This window comes from Alcanivorax sp., from assembly GCF_014762765.1.
Taxonomy (GTDB): domain Bacteria; phylum Pseudomonadota; class Gammaproteobacteria; order Pseudomonadales; family Alcanivoracaceae; genus Alcanivorax.
Genome location: NZ_JABURH010000147.1, coordinates 1 through 19206 on the forward strand (window position 1 = coordinate 1; position 19206 = coordinate 19206).

At 57.7% G+C, this 19206-nt stretch carries 13 protein-coding genes and 1 rRNA gene; 11 read left to right on the plus strand and 3 right to left on the minus strand.

What is annotated here, in order from left to right:
• Nucleotides 1-218: 218 nt before the first annotated feature.
• Nucleotides 219-1034 carry an outer membrane protein assembly factor BamD gene (locus HUJ17_RS10565; protein WP_290510658.1) on the minus strand — a complete coding sequence of 272 codons (816 nt, stop codon included), beginning with the start codon at nucleotides 1032-1034 and terminating at the stop codon, nucleotides 219-221.
• Nucleotides 1035-1105: 71 nt separating this feature from the next.
• On the opposite strand from HUJ17_RS10565, the gene rluD reads away from it, so the two are divergent.
• From rluD to clpB, 4 genes are all read left to right on the plus strand, one after another.
• Nucleotides 1106-2083, plus strand: coding sequence for a 23S rRNA pseudouridine(1911/1915/1917) synthase RluD (rluD, locus tag HUJ17_RS10570; protein ID WP_290510659.1), 978 nt, complete (start codon nucleotides 1106-1108; stop codon nucleotides 2081-2083).
• 20 nt (nucleotides 2084-2103) lie between these two features.
• Entirely contained in the window at nucleotides 2104-2505 is a 402-nt protein-coding gene (locus tag HUJ17_RS10575) for a hypothetical protein (RefSeq protein WP_290510660.1), read from the plus strand.
• Nucleotides 2506-2522: 17 nt separating this feature from the next.
• Nucleotides 2523-3269 carry a peptidoglycan editing factor PgeF gene (gene pgeF, locus HUJ17_RS10580; RefSeq protein WP_290510661.1) on the plus strand — a complete coding sequence of 249 codons (747 nt, stop codon included), beginning with the start codon at nucleotides 2523-2525 and terminating at the stop codon, nucleotides 3267-3269.
• Nucleotides 3270-3533: 264 nt separating this feature from the next.
• Nucleotides 3534-6119, plus strand: coding sequence for an ATP-dependent chaperone ClpB (clpB, locus tag HUJ17_RS10585; RefSeq protein ID WP_290510662.1), 2586 nt, complete (start codon nucleotides 3534-3536; stop codon nucleotides 6117-6119).
• A gap of 67 nt (nucleotides 6120-6186) precedes the next feature.
• Here the strand turns inward: clpB and HUJ17_RS10590 are convergent, their stop codons facing one another.
• Nucleotides 6187-6648, minus strand: a complete 462-nt coding sequence (locus HUJ17_RS10590) for a DUF4124 domain-containing protein (protein WP_290510663.1) — start codon at nucleotides 6646-6648, stop codon at nucleotides 6187-6189.
• Between the two features lie 455 nt (nucleotides 6649-7103).
• On the opposite strand from HUJ17_RS10590, the gene HUJ17_RS10595 reads away from it, so the two are divergent.
• Complete coding sequence (locus tag HUJ17_RS10595) at nucleotides 7104-8825, plus strand: acetolactate synthase 3 large subunit (protein WP_290510664.1); 1722 nt, start codon at nucleotides 7104-7106, stop codon at nucleotides 8823-8825.
• Nucleotides 8825-9316: an acetolactate synthase small subunit gene (ilvN, locus tag HUJ17_RS10600; protein WP_035250069.1), complete on the plus strand. Its 492-nt coding sequence runs from the start codon at nucleotides 8825-8827 to the stop codon at nucleotides 9314-9316. Before HUJ17_RS10595 ends, ilvN begins: the two co-directional genes overlap by 1 nt.
• Before the next feature lie 73 nt (nucleotides 9317-9389).
• Here ilvN and ilvY read toward each other — a convergent pair whose 3' ends face one another.
• Complete coding sequence (ilvY, locus tag HUJ17_RS10605) at nucleotides 9390-10274, minus strand: HTH-type transcriptional activator IlvY (protein WP_290510665.1); 885 nt, start codon at nucleotides 10272-10274, stop codon at nucleotides 9390-9392.
• Between the two features lie 166 nt (nucleotides 10275-10440).
• Here ilvY and ilvC point away from each other — a divergent pair, with 166 nt between their 5' ends.
• The 5 genes from ilvC to HUJ17_RS10630 form a co-directional block, all read left to right on the plus strand.
• Nucleotides 10441-11457, plus strand: a complete 1017-nt coding sequence (ilvC, locus tag HUJ17_RS10610) for a ketol-acid reductoisomerase (RefSeq protein WP_290510669.1) — start codon at nucleotides 10441-10443, stop codon at nucleotides 11455-11457.
• Between the two features lie 96 nt (nucleotides 11458-11553).
• Nucleotides 11554-12339, plus strand: a complete 786-nt coding sequence (pssA, locus tag HUJ17_RS10615; protein WP_290510666.1) for a CDP-diacylglycerol--serine O-phosphatidyltransferase — start codon at nucleotides 11554-11556, stop codon at nucleotides 12337-12339.
• A 387-nt stretch (nucleotides 12340-12726) separates the two neighbouring features.
• Entirely contained in the window at nucleotides 12727-13275 is a 549-nt protein-coding gene (locus HUJ17_RS10620; RefSeq protein WP_290510667.1) for a PilX N-terminal domain-containing pilus assembly protein, read from the plus strand.
• A 135-nt stretch (nucleotides 13276-13410) separates the two neighbouring features.
• Nucleotides 13411-17532, plus strand: coding sequence for a PilC/PilY family type IV pilus protein (locus HUJ17_RS10625; protein WP_290510668.1), 4122 nt, complete (start codon nucleotides 13411-13413; stop codon nucleotides 17530-17532).
• 837 nt (nucleotides 17533-18369) lie between these two features.
• Nucleotides 18370-19206, plus strand: a 16S ribosomal RNA gene (locus HUJ17_RS10630); the annotation flags it as partial.

Sequence of the window (19206 nt, forward strand, 5' to 3'; positions counted from 1 at the left end):
CTTTGGCAAGGATCGGCGCTACCCGATCACCAACGGCTGGCGGCCGGGAGATTAACGGCAGCTTCAAGTTGAAAGTTTAAAGTTGCAACGCGGTTGACGCTTTTGTGTTACTGAAACGCAAGAGGCCGCGCCCCTATGCCGGGGCGCGGCCTCTTGCGTTCTTAATTACTGATTGGCTGGTTCGCGTTGCAACTTTCAACTTGTAACTTGAGCCTGAATCAAAGCAAATCAAACGTCAGCAAACTCAGCAGCCCATCGTCCTCGTCTGGCCACCAGGCCAGGTCGACCTGTTTGTCATCGTCAAGGAACTTGCTGTCCGGCCAGTTCAGGGCCAGTACGTTGCGGCTTTTCTCTGCCAGTTCCGGTTGCTTCAGGCGCTGGTAGCCTTTCGTCATGATAGCCAGTGCCTCGGGGACGGCAGGGGTCTGCTGGAAATGCTTAACCACATACTGAGCCCGATTAATGGAGGCGATGATGGCGCCGCGGCGCGCATAGTAGCGGGCCACATGGAGTTCCTGGCGGGCCAGCTGGTTACGGATATGGACCATCCGTGAACGGGCATCCGGCGCGTACTCGCTATCCGGGAAGCGGTTCACCAGGCGCTCGAAATCCCGGAACGCATCCTTGGCTGCTCCCATGTCCTTGCTGGACTTGTCGGAGCTTACCATGTTGTCGAACAGGCCCTTCTCCATATTGAAGTTGGCTAGACCGCGCATATACAGCGCGTAGTCCATGCGAGGATGGGCCGGGTAGTTGCGCATGAAACGCTGGGCCGCGACCACAGTGGCTGGGTAATCCACCGCCCGGTACTGGGCGTAGATCAGATCCAGAGCTGCCTGCTCTGCAAAATCGCCATAGGGGAAGCGAGCTTCCAGCTCCTTGAGCTGGTCAATGGCGGTCAGGTAGTTCTTGGACTCCAGTGACTCGCTGGCTTCCCGATACTGGTCCGCCTCGGTCAATTCCGGGCGGTCCTTGTTGCTGGCACAGCCAGCTAGCAGCATCAGGCCCAACAGTGGCCATAAAAGACGTGGCATTCTTTCCTCGTTAAACGGTTACAATGACGGGCTTGGTAAATCAGATACGGCATTTAAACACAGGTTGCACTATGGGACATCTTGGCGGCGAGAAAATTCAGCGTAGCGAGCAGGTGCGCGCAGATCAGGCGGGGCAACGGGTCGATCAGGCTGCTGCCGAGCTGTTCGAGGGGTTCTCCCGCTCGCGGCTGCAGGGCTGGATCAAGGATGGGGTGCTGACGGTTAATGGTGCAAAGGCCAAGCCCAAGGACAAGCTGATTGGCAATGAATGCCTGGCTCTGGAGGTGGAGATCGCGCCGGAACTGGACGATCTTCCCCAGTCCATTGAGCTGGATGTGGTCTATCAGGATGACGATCTGATCGTGATTAACAAGCCTACCGGTCTGGTGGTGCACCCGGCAGCGGGCCATGCGGATGGCACCCTGCTCAATGGCCTGCTGCACCTGGATGAGCGGCTCAATAGCCTGCCCCGCGCGGGTATCGTTCATCGGCTGGATCGGGATACCACCGGCCTGATGGTGGTGGCACGCTCGCTGGAAGCCCACCAGAGTCTGGTGGCGCAGTTGCAGGACAAGAGCCTGTTTCGCCAGTATGAGGCCATTGCTGTGGGGGTGATGACCGGGGGGGGCAAAGTGGATGCGCCTATAGGGCGCCACCCGGTGGACCGCAAAAAACAGGCGGTGGTGAAGCACGGGGGTAAGGAAGCGGTTACTCACTACCGTGTTCTGGATCGTTACCGGGCCCACACCCGCATCAAGGTGCAGCTGGAAACCGGTCGTACCCACCAGATTCGCGTGCACATGGCTCATCGCAACTATCCATTGGTGGGTGATCCGCTCTACGGGGGCCGCCTCAAGCAGCCTGCCGGTGCCAGTGAAGCCCTGCGTGAGGCCCTGCGGCGCTTTCCTCGCCAGGCCCTGCACGCCCGCAAACTTGGCTTGATTCACCCGGCCACGGGCGAATACTGTGAATTCGAAGCGCCGCTGCCTGAGGATATGCAAGAGCTGATTCGGGTACTGGAGCAAGACGCTCGACCCGAGGATCAGTAACACTTCAAGGACGAAGTTGAATGATGAAAATCGTGAATGTGGGGACGGCTTTGCTGTCCCTTTCGCTGTCGGGCTGCATCAGTACCTACCATGCCTGGGATGGCACCAAAGGGTATCAGGAGGAGCGGCTTGATAATCGCCAGTACAAGATCAGCTACGTCGCCGAGCAGGCAACCCGCTGGAGTTGGCTGGATGATTATCTCGAACGGCGCTGCCAGGAACTCTCAGATTCGGAGCTGGCAAAGGTGACGGATATTAAACACGGCACCCATACGGTGACGGCGATGTCATCAGCGGCTGTTGGGGCGCCAATGATTACCGCCGGAGGAAAGGACTTCGGAGGTGTGGTGATGCCAGCAACGTCGGCACCACATGAAGTCGTCTTCAAACTGAAAAAAGCCGAAGGACGTTGCTCTTTCTGAGTGACCAGGAGTGCAGGATGAGCCTTCCCGCCCGATCACAATGGCTGTGGCCCAGCTGGCAACCACACCCGGCAGTGCGTGTGGCTGTGACTACCCGTGCCGGCAGTCACTCGCCGCCCCCCTGGAATGGTTTCAATCTGGGCATGAATTGCGGCGACCAACCTGCCCGGGTGGAGCAGGCCCGCCATCATGTGGAAAAGCTGCTGCAGGCAGATCACCCGGTGCCTTGGTTGAAACAGGTTCATGGAAAGCGGGTTATTCGGGCAGATGAGCCCGATAATGAAGCAGATGGGGTCTGGACCGACCAGCAGCGCTGGCCCTGCGTGGTGCTTACCGCTGACTGTTTGCCAGTACTGCTGGCGCGCACCGATGGTAGTGCCGTCGCGGCGGTGCATGCGGGCTGGCGCGGCCTGCAGGCGGGCATCGTTGCCGAAGGGGTGAACAGGATTGCCCCGGGCGGCGAGCCGGTCAGCGCCTGGCTGGGCCCGGCCATCTGCGGTAAATGCTACCAGGTGGGAGATGAGGTCTACCGGGCCTTTGTGGACGCCCATGTTGATTTCAAAGCGGCCTTTCAGGCGGACGCTACCCCTCATCACTGGCGCTTTTCCGTCGCCCATGCCGCCATGATAGAACTGGCCCGTCTGGGGGTGGAGGATGTCCAGGGAGGCGAACTTTGCACGGCCTGCGATCTCAAACGTTTCTATTCCTACCGTAAAGAAGGCGACACGGGTCGGTTTGCGTCCCTGATCTGGCTCGACGAATAGGTGTGCCGCTGGCTGTGCGAATCGAACCGGTAAGCGAGTAGCGAGGTTCGAGTTACTCGTACCAGTGACACCTCGGCGCGATTCCTTGCTATATCCATTCCGTTTCTTGATCCGCAGCAATATTACCTCCTGTGTCCTTCCCTTACTCTTGAGTCTGGCTCAATCGGACCCATATCTCGGTCAGTATTGAAAACAACCGGTGATCGTGGCTGGCTTGCCGACAGGGGGCTGGAGCGCGGATCACAACCGGAAAGGAGAGCCCGAATGCGAATGGATAAACTCACCGCACGCCTGCAGGAAGCCTTGTCAGACGCGCAATCCCTGGCCGTGGGGCAGGGCAACAGCACCATTGAGCCTGTTCACCTGATGCTGGCGCTGATGCAGCAGCAGGGTGGGGCGGCGAAGCCGTTGCTGGAGAAAGCTGGCGCTAACGTTGGCGATGTGATTACCGCCCTGAATATGGCGGTGGACAAGCTGCCCACGGTCAGCAACTTCAATGGCGATGTGCAGATGGGCCAGGCCACCGGTCGTCTGCTGAACATGGCGGACCGGGAGGCCCAGCAGCGAGGGGATCAGTACCTGTCCACCGAAGTGGTGTTGCTGGCAGCCTGTGATGATAACGGCGAGCTTGGCAAGTTGATGAAGAATGCCGGTGTCACCAGGAAGACGCTGGCGGAAAAGATTGCCCAGGTTCGGGGAGGTGAAGCCGTGAATGACCCCAATGCGGAAGACAAGCGTGAAGCACTGGACAAGTACACGGTCAACCTGACCGAGCGGGCCGAGTCCGGCAAGCTGGACCCGGTGATCGGTCGTGACGATGAAATCCGACGCACCATTCAAGTATTGCAGCGTCGCACCAAGAACAACCCCGTTCTCATCGGCGAACCCGGGGTAGGCAAGACCGCCATTGTGGAAGGGCTGGCCCAGCGCATCGTCAACGGCGAAGTACCGGAAGGCCTGAAGGACAAACAAGTACTGTCTCTGGATATGGCAGCCCTGATTGCTGGTGCCAAGTATCGCGGCGAGTTCGAGGAGCGTCTCAAGGCGGTACTCAATGAGTTGGCCAAGCAGGAAGGACGCATCATCCTCTTCATCGATGAGTTGCACACCATGGTCGGCGCCGGCAAGGGCGAAGGCTCCATGGATGCCGGCAACATGCTCAAGCCGGCCCTGGCCCGGGGTGAGCTGCACTGTGTCGGCGCCACCACGCTCGATGAATATCGCCAGTACATCGAAAAGGATGCGGCCCTGGAGCGTCGCTTCCAGAAAGTGCAGGTGGACGAGCCTACGGTGGAAGACACCATCGCCATTCTGCGCGGCCTGAAAGAGCGTTATGAGGTGCATCATGGTGTGGATATCACCGACAGCGCCATCATTGCCGCGGCAAGGCTCAGCCATCGCTATATCACTGATCGGCAGCTGCCGGACAAAGCCATTGATCTGATCGATGAGGCTGGCAGCCGTATCCGTATGGAAATTGATTCCATGCCGGAAGAAATGGATCGTCTTGATCGTCGCCTGATCCAACTGAAGATGGAGCGTCAGGCGCTCCGTAAGGAAGAGGATGACGCCAGCCGAAAGCGGCTGGAAAAACTGGAAGCCGATATCGACGAGCTGGAAAAGCAGTACGCGGATCTGGAGGAAATCTGGCAAGCCGAAAAAGCCGCTTTGCAGGGTGCCCAGGAATACAAGGCGGAGCTGGAGCAGGCCCGTGTTGAGCTGGAGCAGGCCCGTCGCGCCGGGGATCTGAACCGCATGTCCGAGCTGCAGTACGGGGTGATCCCGGAGCTGGAGAAAAAGGTGAAGGCGGCTCAGGACCAGGAAGAGCAGCAGTCACAGACCGAGAACCAGTTGCTGCGCAACAAGGTCACCGACGAGGAGATCGCCGAGGTGGTGTCCAAGTGGACCGGGATTCCTGTGGCCAAGATGCTGGAAGGCGAGAAGGACAAGCTGCTGCGCATGGAAGAGGCCCTGCACCAGCGGGTGGTTGGTCAGGCAGAAGCGGTGGAAGCAGTGGCCAATGCGGTTCGTCGTTCCCGGGCCGGGCTGTCCGATCCGAACCGCCCCAATGGCAGCTTCCTGTTCCTCGGCCCCACCGGGGTGGGCAAGACCGAGTTGTGCAAGGCGCTGGCGAACTTCCTGTTTGATACCGAAGAGGCCATGGTCCGTATCGACATGTCCGAGTTCATGGAGAAACACTCCGTGGCGCGGCTGGTGGGTGCGCCTCCGGGCTATGTGGGTTACGAAGAGGGTGGCTACCTGACCGAAGCTGTGCGCCGCAAGCCATACTCAGTGGTGCTGCTTGATGAAGTGGAAAAGGCGCACCCGGATGTGTTCAACATCCTGTTGCAGGTGCTGGACGATGGTCGCCTGACCGATGGCCAGGGCCGTACCGTCGACTTCCGCAACACCGTGGTGGTGATGACCTCGAATCTGGGCTCCGACCTGATCCAGAAACTGGCCGGAGACAACGATTATGAGGCCATGAAAGCGGCGGTCATGGAGGTGGTGGGTAACCACTTCCGCCCGGAATTCATCAACCGGGTGGACGAGACCGTGGTGTTTCATCCGCTGGCCAAGGATCAGCTCAAGGGTATTGCCGGCATTCAGTTGGATTACTTGCGTAAGCGGCTGGCTGAGCGGGATATCCGCCTCGAGCTCAGCGATGCGGCGCTGGATAAACTGGTGGAAGCTGGCTTCGACCCGGTCTATGGTGCCCGGCCCCTGAAGCGGGCCATCCAGCAACAGTTGGAAAACCCACTGGCCCAGTCCTTGCTCAGAGGAGAGTTTGGGCAGGGAGATACGATCTCGATCGGGGTGGACGAGGACCGGTTCACGTTTGATCGTTGATCCGCTGTCATTACCACAAAAAAGCCGCAGAGTGATCTGCGGCTTTTTTGTGTTTACCTGAATGGGGCTAGGACGCTTCGCATTGCTCCAGCGCCTTGCGGGTTTTTTCCAGAATTTCCTCCCGCTTGTCCTGGTCAATCACTTCCATCTCGCCGGTTTCCGGGTTCTCCTGGCGAACCGTCGGCTTGTTGATGAGGATGTCCAGGTTCTTGCGATACTGCTCGCAACGCTCCTGCTGGACGGCCTCCGGGTCGGTTTTTTCCCGCTGTGCCTCTTGTGCGGCCCGTTCGGCTTTTTCGCGCTCTTTGGCGGCCCGGTCCCGTTTTTCCTGCAGGGACTCCAGAGCCTTGTCCTGGTCGGAGCTGGCATTGGCGCGGGTGTTCACTTCCGCGGATGCCACTCCCTGCGGCGGGTTGGCGCCATAGTGTGTGACGCCATTATCGTCCACCCATTTGTAGAACTTGGCCGCCGAGCTGGCGCTGGCGAGGATGAGCAGAGCGCTGCCAAGCAACAGGCTGAATTTGGTCATAGTGTCGGTCTTCTTATTGGATGGTTTTCAACTCTCGTACTTTAGCATGACCGGTTAAAGGGATTTTCTGCAACCCAAACCCGATCAAGGGCTTTGATTCGTCGCACATTTCTGACAAAATTGGGCCTTTCCGGAGATCGGGACCCGCATTTGCTTACCGGTAAATGTGAGGCCGGGACCCGGGGCACCGTTACCGCGATGTCCTGCCAGCAGTATTACTGCACTCTCGTCCCGCTGTGGGAGCCTCCGGAGGTTTCTCATTCCTGAAAGCGGGAGTAATCCCTTTAAGGTCTGCAGTTCCTCCGTGTCGCCCTCCCAGCCTGCGTTCGTGTCGGCCACCTCCGACAGGATCCAATAGCACCCAAATACGGTGTTTTATCCGCAGGCAGCAAGTTGTAAACCCCGTCCCGCTGCATGGCAGTGGGTTGTATGCATTTTAATTTGAGGTAGCAACCGTGGAAATGTTATCCGGCGCGGAGATGGTGGTCCGTGCGCTGCAAGACGAGGGAGTGGAGTACATCTTCGGGTATCCCGGAGGGTCCGTGCTGCACATTTACGATGCACTGTTCCAGCAGGACACGGTCAACCATATTCTGGTCCGTCACGAGCAGGCGGCGACCCATGCGGCGGACGGTTATGCCCGTGCCACCGGCAAGCCTGGTGTGGTGATGGTGACCTCCGGTCCGGGCGCTACCAATGCCATTACCGGCCTGGCCACTGCCTTTATGGATTCCATTCCCATGATCGTGCTGTCCGGCCAGGTGCGCTCCGACTGGATCGGCGATGACGCCTTCCAGGAAACCGACATGATCGGCGTGTCCCGTCCGGTGGTGAAGCACAGCTTCATGGTCCGCGATGCCAAGGACATTCCGGAGATCATGAAAAAGGCGTTCTACATTGCCACCACCGGCCGTCCCGGTCCGGTACTGATCGATATTCCCAAGGATCAGACCGCGCCGAACGTGAAGAACCCTTACGAGTATCCGAAAAAGGTCAAGATGCGTTCCTATGCGCCGGTCAGCCGTGGCCACTCCGGCCAGATCCGCAAGGCAGTGGAAGAGCTGATGAAAGCCAAGCGCCCGGTGATCTATGCGGGTGGCGGCGTGATCCAGGGCGAGGGTAGCGAACTGCTGACCAAGCTGGCCCACCGCTTGAACTTCCCGGTAACCAATACCCTGATGGGGCTGGGCTGCTTCCCGGGCACGGATCCGCAGAATGTGGGCATGCTGGGCATGCATGGCACCTATGAAGCCAACATGACCATGCACAGCTCCGATGTGATTCTCGCGGTGGGGGCTCGCCTGGACGACCGGGTGACCAACAACGTGAAGAAATTCTGTCCGGGTGCCAAGATCATTCACATTGATATCGACCCGGCGACTATCTCCAAGAACATTATGGCGCATATCCCCATCGTGGGGCCGGTGCACCAGGTGCTGGAAGAGATGTTGTCGGCTCTGGATGAGCACGGTGGCGAGCCGGACCAGAAGGCGCTGGAGCGCTGGTGGGAAGAGATTGAAGGCTGGCGCAAGGTTCACGGCATGCGCTATGAGACCAATGAAAACGGTCCCATGAAGCCCCAGCAGGTGGTGGAAGCCCTTTACAAGGCCACCGGTGGTGACGCCTATGTAACCTCGGATGTGGGCCAGCACCAGATGTTTGCCGCCCAGTACTACAAGTACGACAAGCCCCGTCGCTGGATCAACTCCGGTGGCCTGGGAACCATGGGCTTCGGTTTGCCGGCGGCCATGGGCGTGCAGTTCGCGTTCCCGGACGCCACCGTGGCCTGTGTCACTGGTGAAGGCTCCATCCAGATGAACATTCAGGAGCTCTCCACCTGCCTGCAGTACGGCCTGCCGGTGAAGATCATCAACATCAATAACCAGGCCCTGGGCATGGTGCGTCAGTGGCAGGACATGCAATACGGTGGCCGCCACAGCCAGTCCTACATGGAGTCCTTGCCGGACTTTGTGGCCCTGGCGGAAGCCTACGGTCATGTGGGCATGAAGGTGACCAAGTTTGAGGACCTGGAAGGGGCCATGAACGAAGCCTTTGCCCTGAAAGATCGCCTGGTATTCATGGATATCTATGTGGACCCCACCGAGCACGTGTACCCGATGCAGATTGCAGATGGTTCCATGCGTGATATGTGGCTGAGCAAGACGGAGCGGACCTGATGCGTCGAATTATCTCTATTCTGATGGAAAACGAGCCGGGCGCACTGAGCCGGGTGATCGGTCTGTTCTCCCAGCGGGGCTACAACATCGAAAGCCTGTCGGTGGCGCCCACCGAAGACAGCACCCTGTCGCGCCTGACCCTGACCACTTTTGGTAATGATCTGAAGATCGAGCAGATCACCAAGCACCTGAACAAGCTGATCGAGGTGGTCAAGCTGGTGGATCTCACCGAAGGGGCCCACATCGAGCGCGAGCTGATGCTGATCAAGGTAAAAGCCACCGGTGCCCAGCGTGCCGAGGTGAAGCGCAGTGTGGACATCTTCCGCGGCCAGATCGTGGATGTGACCAGCACTGTCTATACCGTTCAGCTCACCGGCGCTTCCGACAAACTGGATGCCTTTATCGGTGCCATCGGGGAAACCCAGGTACTGGAAGTGGTGCGTTCCGGCGTGTCCGGTATCTCCCGGGGCGAGAAGGTGTTGAGCCTGTAAGAACCCTCGATGTCTGACGCCATATGAAAAGCCGCTCTTCGGAGCGGCTTTTTTGTGGCTCCTGCAGAAAGAACTATTCTGGCAGCTGTGACCAGAAGGCCTGAATCAACGGCTCTTCACGTCGCCGCTCCTGCGTAAACAGCCCCACTTCATAAGGCGCCAGTGTCGGCTGCACATCCAGGGGGCGGGTGCGGCCTGCCAGGGGGCTGTTGTCCAGTACGATCTTCGGCACGACGCCCACCCCGAACCCCAGGCTGACCATGCTGACGATGGCCTCATTGCCGCCCACCTGGGCGTAGATGTGCGGCTTTACGCCCAGTTGCCGGAACCAGCGATCCACCCGTTCCCGGGCGAGGCCTTCTTCGGAAAGAATCATTGGTACATCCTCCCAGGCCGCTTTGCTGGCGGTGCCGTTAAGGCGTTCCGCCAGCTGGGCCTGGCCGGCCTGGGCAATGAACAGCAGTGGGGAGCGAGCGATGGGGCGGAAGGCGATGCCGGCGGGTAGGTGGTCCGGACGGGCGCCGATGGCGATATCTTCTTCGCCGTGCTGGATACGCTGCACCGCCTGTGCCGGGTCGCCGGTGTGCAGTTTCAGCTCGATACGCGGGTACTGGTGGCGAAAGCTGCTTAGGATGTCGTAGAGGAAGCTGTAGCTGGCAGTCACCGAGCAATACAGGCTCAGCTCCCCCTGCAGCACGCGCCGGTCTTCCTGCAGGGCATGGCGCAGGCCGTCCCAGCGCATCAGGGTGTCGCGGGCGTATTCCTGGAAACGCTGGCCTTCCCGGGTCAGGGTGACGCTGCGATTGTCCCGGTAGAACAGCGGTACGCCCAGCTCGTCCTCCAGCTGCTGAATGGTGCGGCTGAGCGTGGACGGGCTCACATGGCACATGGTGCTGGTGCGTCCGAAATGCAGGGTGTCCGCCAGGGTCAGGAACAGGCGCAGGGGTTTGGTATCCATAGATTGCTATATCGCTTTTTGTTGCACTATTCGCAATGCAATGTTTCAAATATATCATTTTACGCAATGCGACGGATAGCCTAGAGTGGCGGGCCTGTCCAGGCAGACTCCCTGAGCGTCTGCCTGCAATCGATTTCCGATATCTGAAAGAGCCTGAGCTATGAGCATGCAAGTGTATTACGACAAGGATTGCGATCTTTCCATCATCCAGGGCAAGAAAGTGGCCATCATCGGCTATGGTTCCCAGGGGCACGCCCACGCCTGCAACCTGAATGATTCCGGTGTAGACGTGACTGTCGGTCTGCGCTCCGGTTCTTCTTCTATCGCCAAGGCCGAAGCCCATGGCCTGAAAGTTAGCGATGTACCGTCCGCTGTTGCCGCAGCTGACGTGGTCATGATCCTGACCCCGGACGAGTTCCAGTCCCAGCTGTACCGTGACGAAATCGAGCCGAACCTGAAAAAAGGCGCGACCCTGGCGTTCGCACACGGTTTTGCCATCCATTACAACCAGATCGTGCCGCGCGCTGATCTGGACGTGATCATGATCGCTCCCAAGGCGCCGGGTCACACGGTTCGTACCGAGTTCACCAAAGGCGGCGGTATTCCTGACTTGATCGCCATCTTCCAGGACGCCTCCGGCAACGCCAAAAACGTGGCTCTGTCCTACGCCTCCGGCGTGGGTGGCGGCCGTACCGGTATCATCGAAACCACCTTCAAGGACGAAACCGAAACCGACCTGTTCGGTGAGCAGGCAGTTCTGTGTGGCGGCGCGGTCGAGCTGGTCAAAGCCGGTTTCGAGACCCTGACTGAAGCTGGCTACGCCCCGGAAATGGCCTACTTCGAGTGTCTCCACGAGCTGAAGCTGATCGTTGACCTGATGTACGAAGGCGGTATCGCCAACATGAACTACTCCATCTCCAACAATGCGGAGTACGGTGAGTACGTGACTGGCCCGGAAGTCATCAACGACGAATCCCGTGCGGCCATGCGCAACGCTCTCAAGCGTATCCAGAGCGGTGAGTATGCCAAGCAGTTCATCTCTGAAGGCGCCCTGAACTATCCGTCCATGACGGCGGCCCGTCGCAACAACGCGGCGCACCCCATCGAGCAGGTGGGTGAGAAGCTGCGCGGCATGATGCCGTGGATTCAGGCAAACCAGATCGTGGACAAGAGCAAGAATTAATATCATGTCCTGATCATCAAAAAACGCGGCTTCGGCCGCGTTTTTTGTTTGCGGTCACTGAGTTAGACTAGTCACACCCAATTTGGATGGACCACCATGCAGGACAACGACAAGACAACCACACCGGAGCAGCCTGACACCTTTGAGGTAGTGGAAGCCGAGCACCGTACCGGCGCCCGCCACAAGGGGGTTTACCTGCTGCCCAATCTGTTTACCACCGGGGCCCTGTTCGCCGGCTTCTATGCCATCGTGGCGGCCATGAACGGCCTGTTCGAGCATGCTGCCATCGGTATTATCGTGGCCGGTATCCTGGATGGCCTGGATGGTGGGGTGGCTCGACTTACCAATACCCAGAGCAAATTTGGCGCGGAGTACGACTCCCTGTCTGACTGCGTGGCCTTCGGGGTGGCGCCGGGGCTGGTGGCCTATTCCTGGGGATTGTCCGAGCTGGGCAAGTTTGGCTGGATGGCCGCCTTTATCTATGTGGCTTGTGCTGCGTTGCGTCTGGCGCGCTTCAATGTGCAGGCTGAAAGCACCGATAAGCGCTTCTTCATCGGCCTGCCAAGCCCCACAGGAGCTGGTCTGGTGGCGACGCTGGTGTGGCTGGGGGCCAGTCGGGGTATGGATGGCAACGAGATCTCGTGGGTGGTGGCGTTGGTGGTCGCTGGTGCCGGTCTGCTGATGGTGTCTTCGGTGAAGTATCACTCTTTCAAGGAATTCCATATCGGCCGGGTTCCCTTCAAGGTGCTGCTCGGGGTGATCGTGGCGTTTGCTATCGTTTTCCTGGACCCGCCCCTGGTGTTGCTGGCGGTGGCGATCATTTATGTCGCTGCAGGACTCATCATGAGTCTGTGGGGGTTGCGTAAACCTGGCCGCTCCTGATTTTCAGCCTTCTTCGCACTGTTTCTCCGATATCAACCAGCGGGCCTGTTTGGTTCGCTGGCATTTCCCGCCCTTATTGAACTCTCGTCTGCCTATGCCTTCCCTTGTCACCACAGGTGTGCTAAAAGTCGCATATCTATGAAAAAATTGGCGTTTTGCCGCTCCCGGGGTTTACTCTGCTCAAATATTGTGTGATTTTGCCACTCTGTGAACCTTGTTCGCATTTGGTTGTTGTATAGATAATCCTGATTCTTAATCAGTCGCCGGCTGTAATTACACAAAAGAGTAAACAGGCCATGTCGGTGACCAAAAAAAACATTTGATACGGTTTTGCGGCAAAGTAGCAGCGCGCCAGCGTTACGCTGCACCCAAAAACGAGGAGGGGGTATGTGGGAGACTCGATTCGCCCAGCAAGGGGTGGCCCTGGTTGTTACGCTTTTACTACTGGTTGTGCTGGCGCTCATGGGAGTTTCCGCCATGCGCATGTCCATGTTCAATGCCCGCATCTCCACAGGCGCACAGCTTTCGGCGATGACCTTCCATGCGGCGGAATCATCTCTGGCCTACACCTACGACGAAGTGCTTGATAACAGTTCGCCGATGTTATTGATTTTGCTTGATGGTACCCCGGTTCGTCGTTGTCAGCAGGCTACCGCGCCTAACAGTCAGGGGGCTTGCGCGCAGACGTCTCGGTTCGATTCTCGTGGCCTGTTACAGGCTCAATCCCGCACGGTACAGACTGGCGTCTCTCCTGACTTGTCATTACTTGAAGGCGCTCAGCTTAATGGGCAGCAGTTATTGGTGCCACACCGGATGGAAATGGCGGCAGAGGGCAAAGCGCCAGACTTCCAGGTCGCCAGTTACCACGTACAGGAATTCCACGTAAAGGCCATGACGGATCCGGGCACACTCATTGCCCAGTCCAAGAATAACTAGAACAGGAGGGGGTTCATGAAATCTCTAAGGACAGGATTGATTGCGCTTTGCTGCCTGCTATCTGCGCCCGGTGTTTACGCTGACGATACTGAAATCTATCTTTCTCCCTCACTTTCGGGCTCGGATGCTCAGGTCATGGTCTTGATCGATACTTCCGGCTCCATGGTGTGGTGTGAGGATGAAGAATATAACGGCCGCTATGTGAAGGCCTGTGATGATGTGGAAAACCGCCGCATCAACCAGCTTAAGGAAGCCTTCACCAATGTGGTAGACAGTCTCGGCGGCGGTATCAGCATGGGCATTGGTCGCTACCGGCAGAATGGCAACGGCAATGGATTGCAGGGTTCCACTGGTGGCTATGTCATGCGGCAAGTAGAGCCCCTGGATGCCCTGATCAATACTCAGGTGCGTCATGCTGTTGAGGATGAGTATGGCGACATCGTGGAAGACGGTGCCGGTAACCTCCAGGCTACCAGTGACACCATCGAATTTCCCAATGGCGGCCAGGCGGATGGTCAGGTGGGCCTGTTTTTCCCTGCCGTGGATGTCCCGCGTTATGCGGTTATCAAGGAAGCGGTACTGGAAGTGGATCCGAGTGAGGATGCCAGTGGCCTTATGAAACTGGAGGGGGCTTATGACGTAGCAGGGCTGAGTTCACCGTTCACCGCTCTCAATACTGTTTCAGATCGTAGCTGGAGTTCGGGTTATTCCTCCTCTGTAACCGGGCAGTGGGATCGGCGCGACAATCGTCAGGATGTGGATGTCACTGCATTGCTGCAGGCGGCTACGTCCCGTTCGGGCTGGTGTGGGGGGCAGGGGCTTGCACTGCGTTTTCGCAGTCTTGCGCCGCACAATACCCGCGAGATTCATGCCTACGGTTCCCGCAATGGCAACCCTCCACGCCTGCGCGTGACCTGGGGCCAGAACGAAAATTTGACCGTGATTGGCGGTCCGGCCGATGGGCAGGCTTACCGAGACCAGCTTTCCTGTAATCAGGGCATGGCCTATGCCATTGGTAACGGCAGTAACGATGCCTGGGAAACTGCCGGGGGCCAGGTGACGCTGGATTCCAGCAATCTTCAGGTTGAATCTTCCCGTGTTGGGGGGTTGCGATTCACTGCCATTCCCTTCGATTCGCGCTTGTCCCAGGCTCAGCCGGATGTGATCGAGAAAGCGATACTGCGTTTCAAGGGAGCCAAAGGGGCAACCCGGTTGGTTGAGGAAAAAGTGTGCCCTTATCCCTGGTGGCCTACTTATTGTCGTACTGAAACAGTGGAAACACCTGCCTACGGTGATGTCACCTTGACTATCCGTGCGGAAGCGGGCTCCGGAGCAGCGTTGCAGAGCAGCAACAACAATCTCGGCAATCGTTCAACAGGCACCGCGGTAACCTACGTTACGGAAGGCGCGGATGGTGCTTTCGATGGCAATGATGTGATTCATGAAGTGGATGTTACGGATATCGTGTCTGAGGCTATGTCCAGTAGTAACTGGCAGGCCAATGGCAGCCTGGTGTTGACGGTAACAGCAGACAAGAATGTGCGTCTGGCCGCGGTGGAGTCCGGGCAGGCCAATGCTGCCAGTTTGGTCATGACTGCCTTGAGCGCTGATCAGGGCAATTATGGCGAGCGGGTTCGCGATGAGCTGAAACGTCAGGTGAACAACATTTCCCCCAATGGCGGCACGCCATTGATGGAAGCCTATACCGAGATGGCCAAGTATATGATGGGGCAGAAAGCGGTATTTGCCCGCGGTGAACCGGATGCGGTAGGTTTCGACCAGAATGGTGTGTACAACACGCCTCTGGACAGCAACGCCGGGCAGTGTAGTTCCAACCATATTATTCTTATGACCGATGGCGAGCCTACTTCAGACAGGGCTTATGGCCAGGTCGCGTCTACCACCGGCCAGCCGGGTGATTGCAAGGGGGGAGCTAGTGGCGCAGCGGCAAGCTTTGCCTGCATGAAGCAGCTGGCCAGCTGGCTGTACGACGGAACCGAAAATACGCAGAAAAGTGCAGTCCATACCCATACGGTAGGCTTCCACCTGGACGACACGACCGCCTCGCAGCTGGCTGAAGTGGCAGACGCCGGCCAGGGTTCTGCGCTGACGGCGGCCTCGGCCACCGAATTGGAAAGTGCATTGCGGCAGATCATCAACTCCATCTCCGATGTGAACAGCACGGTGGCGGCACCGGGGGTGGCGGTAAATCAGCTCAACCGTATGCAGCATCTGGATCAGTTGTACTACGCTATTTTTGGGCCGGAAATGGATTCCCGCTGGGAAGGCAACCTGAAGCGTTATCGTCTTGCCTTGGGAGATGATGCGCCGGAGTTGGTGGACCAGAATGGTAATGCGGCGGTGGATCCCAATACCGGATTTTTTATGGAAAATTCGCGGAGTTTCTGGTCTAAGGATGTGGATGGTCCTGAGGTGACCCTCGGGGGTGCACGCAGTCTGTTGGGTGATGAAAAGCGGCGTTTATTTGTGGCTGATGCCAGCAATGACGATGACATCGGCAGTGCCAGCGGAACCTCCGCCTCTTCAACGTCCATACCGCTTATCCAGATGCCTGATGATCTGGAGAAGACCGAGTATGGGTTGGATGCCAGTGCAAGCGATGAACAGCGAAATCTGCTGTTCGGCAAGCTGATGACGTCCTGGGGGGATCCCTTGCATAGTGAGCCGCGTCTGGTGAACTATGGCTACCAGGGTGATATCGAGAGTGCTCGCCAGGATCCAGACAAGCAGGATAACGTGCTCTTTGTGAGTACCAACGACGGCATGCTCCATGCTCTGGATGCTAAATCTGGCAAGGAATATTTCACCTTCATGCCCGCGGAACAGGCGGCAATGGCCGCCAAGCGCTATAGCCAGCCTCCTCTGGACGCGGATAACGACCGCACCACCTATGGGCTCGACAGCCCTTGGACGGTATGGCGCCAGCCGGATCCGGACAATATGACCAAGGTGGACAAGGTCTACCTCTATGGTGGGATGCGACGCGGTGGCCGTAATTACTATGCTCTGGATGTGAGCGACAAGGAGAGACCGCGCTGGCTGTGGCGTATTCGTGGCGGTAATGGTGCCTTTGTGGAGATGGGGCAGACCTGGTCTCCACCGACACTGGGGCAGGTCATGCTCGATGACAAGGCGGTCCCGGTGTTGATCTTTGGTGGTGGCTATAGTCCCTTCGACCACGATGCGGAGGGGCAATTCAGTGGTAGCGGTGACCTCATGGGTAACGCCATCTATGTGGTCAATGCCAATACTGGTGGCCTGATCTGGAAAGTTACCGCCGGTGGCAGTAGTGGTGGGCTGGCTCGGGATTCTCACTCGGACATGAAGTGGAGCATTCCCGGTGCGGTCTCGGCGGTGGATATCAACTTTGATGGCTTTACAGACTATCTGTATGCGGCGGATCTGGGGGGGCAGGTGTTCCGCGTGGACCTGAATAACCAGAATGACGGTGCCTCCAAGCTGGTCAAGCGGGTCGTTACTCTGGCGCAACTGGGTGATGGTGCGGGGGGAGACGAAGGTCGCCGCCGCTTTTACGAGGCGCCAGCCATTACGTTGGGCGAGCGCAACGATACCTGGCTCCTGAGGGTGGCGCTGGGTTCCGGTTACCGTGCCCATCCGCTGGATACCCAGGCTGATGAGCACTTTTTCGTGCTGGAAGACAGCAGTGCCCTGACGGACCAAGCGCCGGCTGAGGTCATTACTGATGGGGATCTGCTGGATGTCACCTCCAATGCCAGCCCCAGTGAAGATCAGTTAAAGGACAAGCCCGGCTGGATGATCGAGTTAAAGGGTGACGGTGAGAAAGTGTTGTCCAGCCCGGCAATCGTCCAGGGCACCATTTACTTTACAACCTATCTGCCGGATACCGGTTCCCTGCAGCAAACCTGTACGGTTAAGAGCAAGTCCCGCCTGTATGCGGTCTCAGCCGCGAATGGTTCACCACAAGGGCTGGATGGTAACAATTCTGGTACTGTCAACGACCGTTATACCGAGAGCACAACTGAAGGTTTGCCTTCAACGCCTCAGGTGTTGATCTTGCCGCCAGGGTCCGGTGGTGATGGCGGCGGAGGCGGCGGCGGCTCTGGCAGCAGCAGTTGTGGCGCTGGTGGCTCGCTGGTCGTGCTGTCCGGGACCAGCGTCCATGATGGCGGTGAGCTCCAGGGCTGTCCGCTGCAGAAGACTCGTTGGTATGAGTTAGATCAGGCTGGAGGCAAGGATTTGTTTGACGGGCCCTGATATCAGCCCTTGAGTGTGGCGCTTCCGTGCCAAATCTGCTGTTGCGTGTATCTAAATAGGGGAGGCCTAACCAGGGCCTCCCTTTTTCCGTTTTGCCTTAAGGGAAAGCTTAGTAAATGCATCGGGGGGCTTTGCCTCAGGGATAGAATGTAGATACATCTATGAGCCCTGCGCGGTGACAATAGTCAACTTATTGCGTATTGGGATGGCTGTCTGCATGGCAGATAGTGGCTACGCGATTAAGTGTCTGGCCGAGTTGTTGATGGAGGCGGGTCTGTATCGGAGGTTTAGAGCCTCAATGAGAAGTTCGCAGAGAGGTTATAGCGGCATCCTTTGTCGCTCTTTCTCGGCTGCTTTTGGCGGATCAGGGTGGTTTTGTTGTTTCACCCTGCCTCAAGTTGATATTTTTCGGGCGTCTGAGGCATAAATGAGGCTTGGTTAGTGTCAGTCTTGCCCATAGGTCAGGTCTGAAAGGCATTGATTCGAAAAGAGATCTGCTCAAGAAACCACCATATATGGGGCTTTTCGATGGTTTTTTGCCCGTCATGCCTAAAAGGTGACCGTTTGATAAAAAAGTGATGAAAAAAGTGTTGACGGTCCCCCGGAAATCTCTAGAATGCGCCCCCACAGAGACGGCGGACACGGCAACACGCCAAGGACGCAGTCAGGAAGCCAAGGCTTCCAAGCTCTTTAACAATCAGGCAAGCAAACGTGTGGGACCTGTTCGGGACGATGTCTTTACAGATAATCAGTTCTGAACGAGTCAACAAAGTTTTTGTTAATTCAGATGATGAACTGAGCATGGTTTAAGTGCGTAGGCACTTTAAACGCTTTTCTTAACTGAAGAGTTTGATCATGGCTCAGATTGAACGCTGGCGGCAGGCCTAACACATGCAAGTCGAGCGGAAACGATGGTAGCTTGCTACCAGGCGTCGAGCGGCGGACGGGTGAGTAACGCGTGAGAATCTGCCCATTTGTGGGGGATAACTCGGGGAAACTCGAGCTAATACCGCATAATCCCTACGGGGGAAAGCAGGGGACCTTCGGGCCTTGTGCAGATGGATGAGCTCGCGTCGGATTAGCTTGTTGGTGAGGTAAAGGCTCACCAAGGCGACGATCCGTAGCTGGTCTGAGAGGATGATCAGCCACACCGGGACTGAGACACGGCCCGGACTCCTACGGGAGGCAGCAGTGGGGAATCTTGGACAATGGGGGCAACCCTGATCCAGCCATGCCGCGTGTGTGAAGAAGGCCTTCGGGTTGTAAAGCACTTTCAGTAGGGAGGAAGGCTTACCGCTAATAACGGTGAGTACTTGACGTTACCTACAGAAGAAGCACCGGCTAATTTCGTGCCAGCAGCCGCGGTAATACGAAAGGTGCGAGCGTTAATCGGAATTACTGGGCGTAAAGCGCGCGTAGGCGGTTTGTTAAGTCAGATGTGAAAGCCCCGGGCTCAACCTGGGAATTGCATTTGAAACTGGCAGGCTAGAGTGCAGTAGAGGGAGGTGGAATTTCCGGTGTAGCGGTGAAATGCGTAGAGATCGGAAGGAACACCAGTGGCGAAGGCGGCCTCCTGGACTGACACTGACGCTGAGGTGCGAAAGCGTGGGGAGCAAACAGGATTAGATACCCTGGTAGTCCACGCCGTAAACGATGTCAACTAGCCGTTGGGGA

Bases quoted from the DNA above. Each gene is read 5' to 3' on its own strand.
- HUJ17_RS10565 (WP_290510658.1), bottom strand. From the start codon at position 1,034: ATGCCACGTCTTTTATGGCCACTGTTGGGCCTGATGCTGCTAGCTGGC.
- rluD (WP_290510659.1), top strand. From the start codon at position 1,106: ATGGGACATCTTGGCGGCGAGAAAATTCAGCGTAGCGAGCAGGTGCGC.
- HUJ17_RS10575 (WP_290510660.1), top strand. From the start codon at position 2,104: ATGATGAAAATCGTGAATGTGGGGACGGCTTTGCTGTCCCTTTCGCTG.
- pgeF (WP_290510661.1), top strand. From the start codon at position 2,523: ATGAGCCTTCCCGCCCGATCACAATGGCTGTGGCCCAGCTGGCAACCA.
- clpB (WP_290510662.1), top strand. From the start codon at position 3,534: ATGCGAATGGATAAACTCACCGCACGCCTGCAGGAAGCCTTGTCAGAC.
- HUJ17_RS10590 (WP_290510663.1), bottom strand. From the start codon at position 6,648: ATGACCAAATTCAGCCTGTTGCTTGGCAGCGCTCTGCTCATCCTCGCC.
- ilvN (WP_035250069.1), top strand. From the start codon at position 8,825: ATGCGTCGAATTATCTCTATTCTGATGGAAAACGAGCCGGGCGCACTG.
- ilvY (WP_290510665.1), bottom strand. From the start codon at position 10,274: ATGGATACCAAACCCCTGCGCCTGTTCCTGACCCTGGCGGACACCCTG.
- ilvC (WP_290510669.1), top strand. From the start codon at position 10,441: ATGCAAGTGTATTACGACAAGGATTGCGATCTTTCCATCATCCAGGGC.
- pssA (WP_290510666.1), top strand. From the start codon at position 11,554: ATGCAGGACAACGACAAGACAACCACACCGGAGCAGCCTGACACCTTT.
- HUJ17_RS10620 (WP_290510667.1), top strand. From the start codon at position 12,727: ATGTGGGAGACTCGATTCGCCCAGCAAGGGGTGGCCCTGGTTGTTACG.
- HUJ17_RS10625 (WP_290510668.1), top strand. From the start codon at position 13,411: ATGGTCTTGATCGATACTTCCGGCTCCATGGTGTGGTGTGAGGATGAA.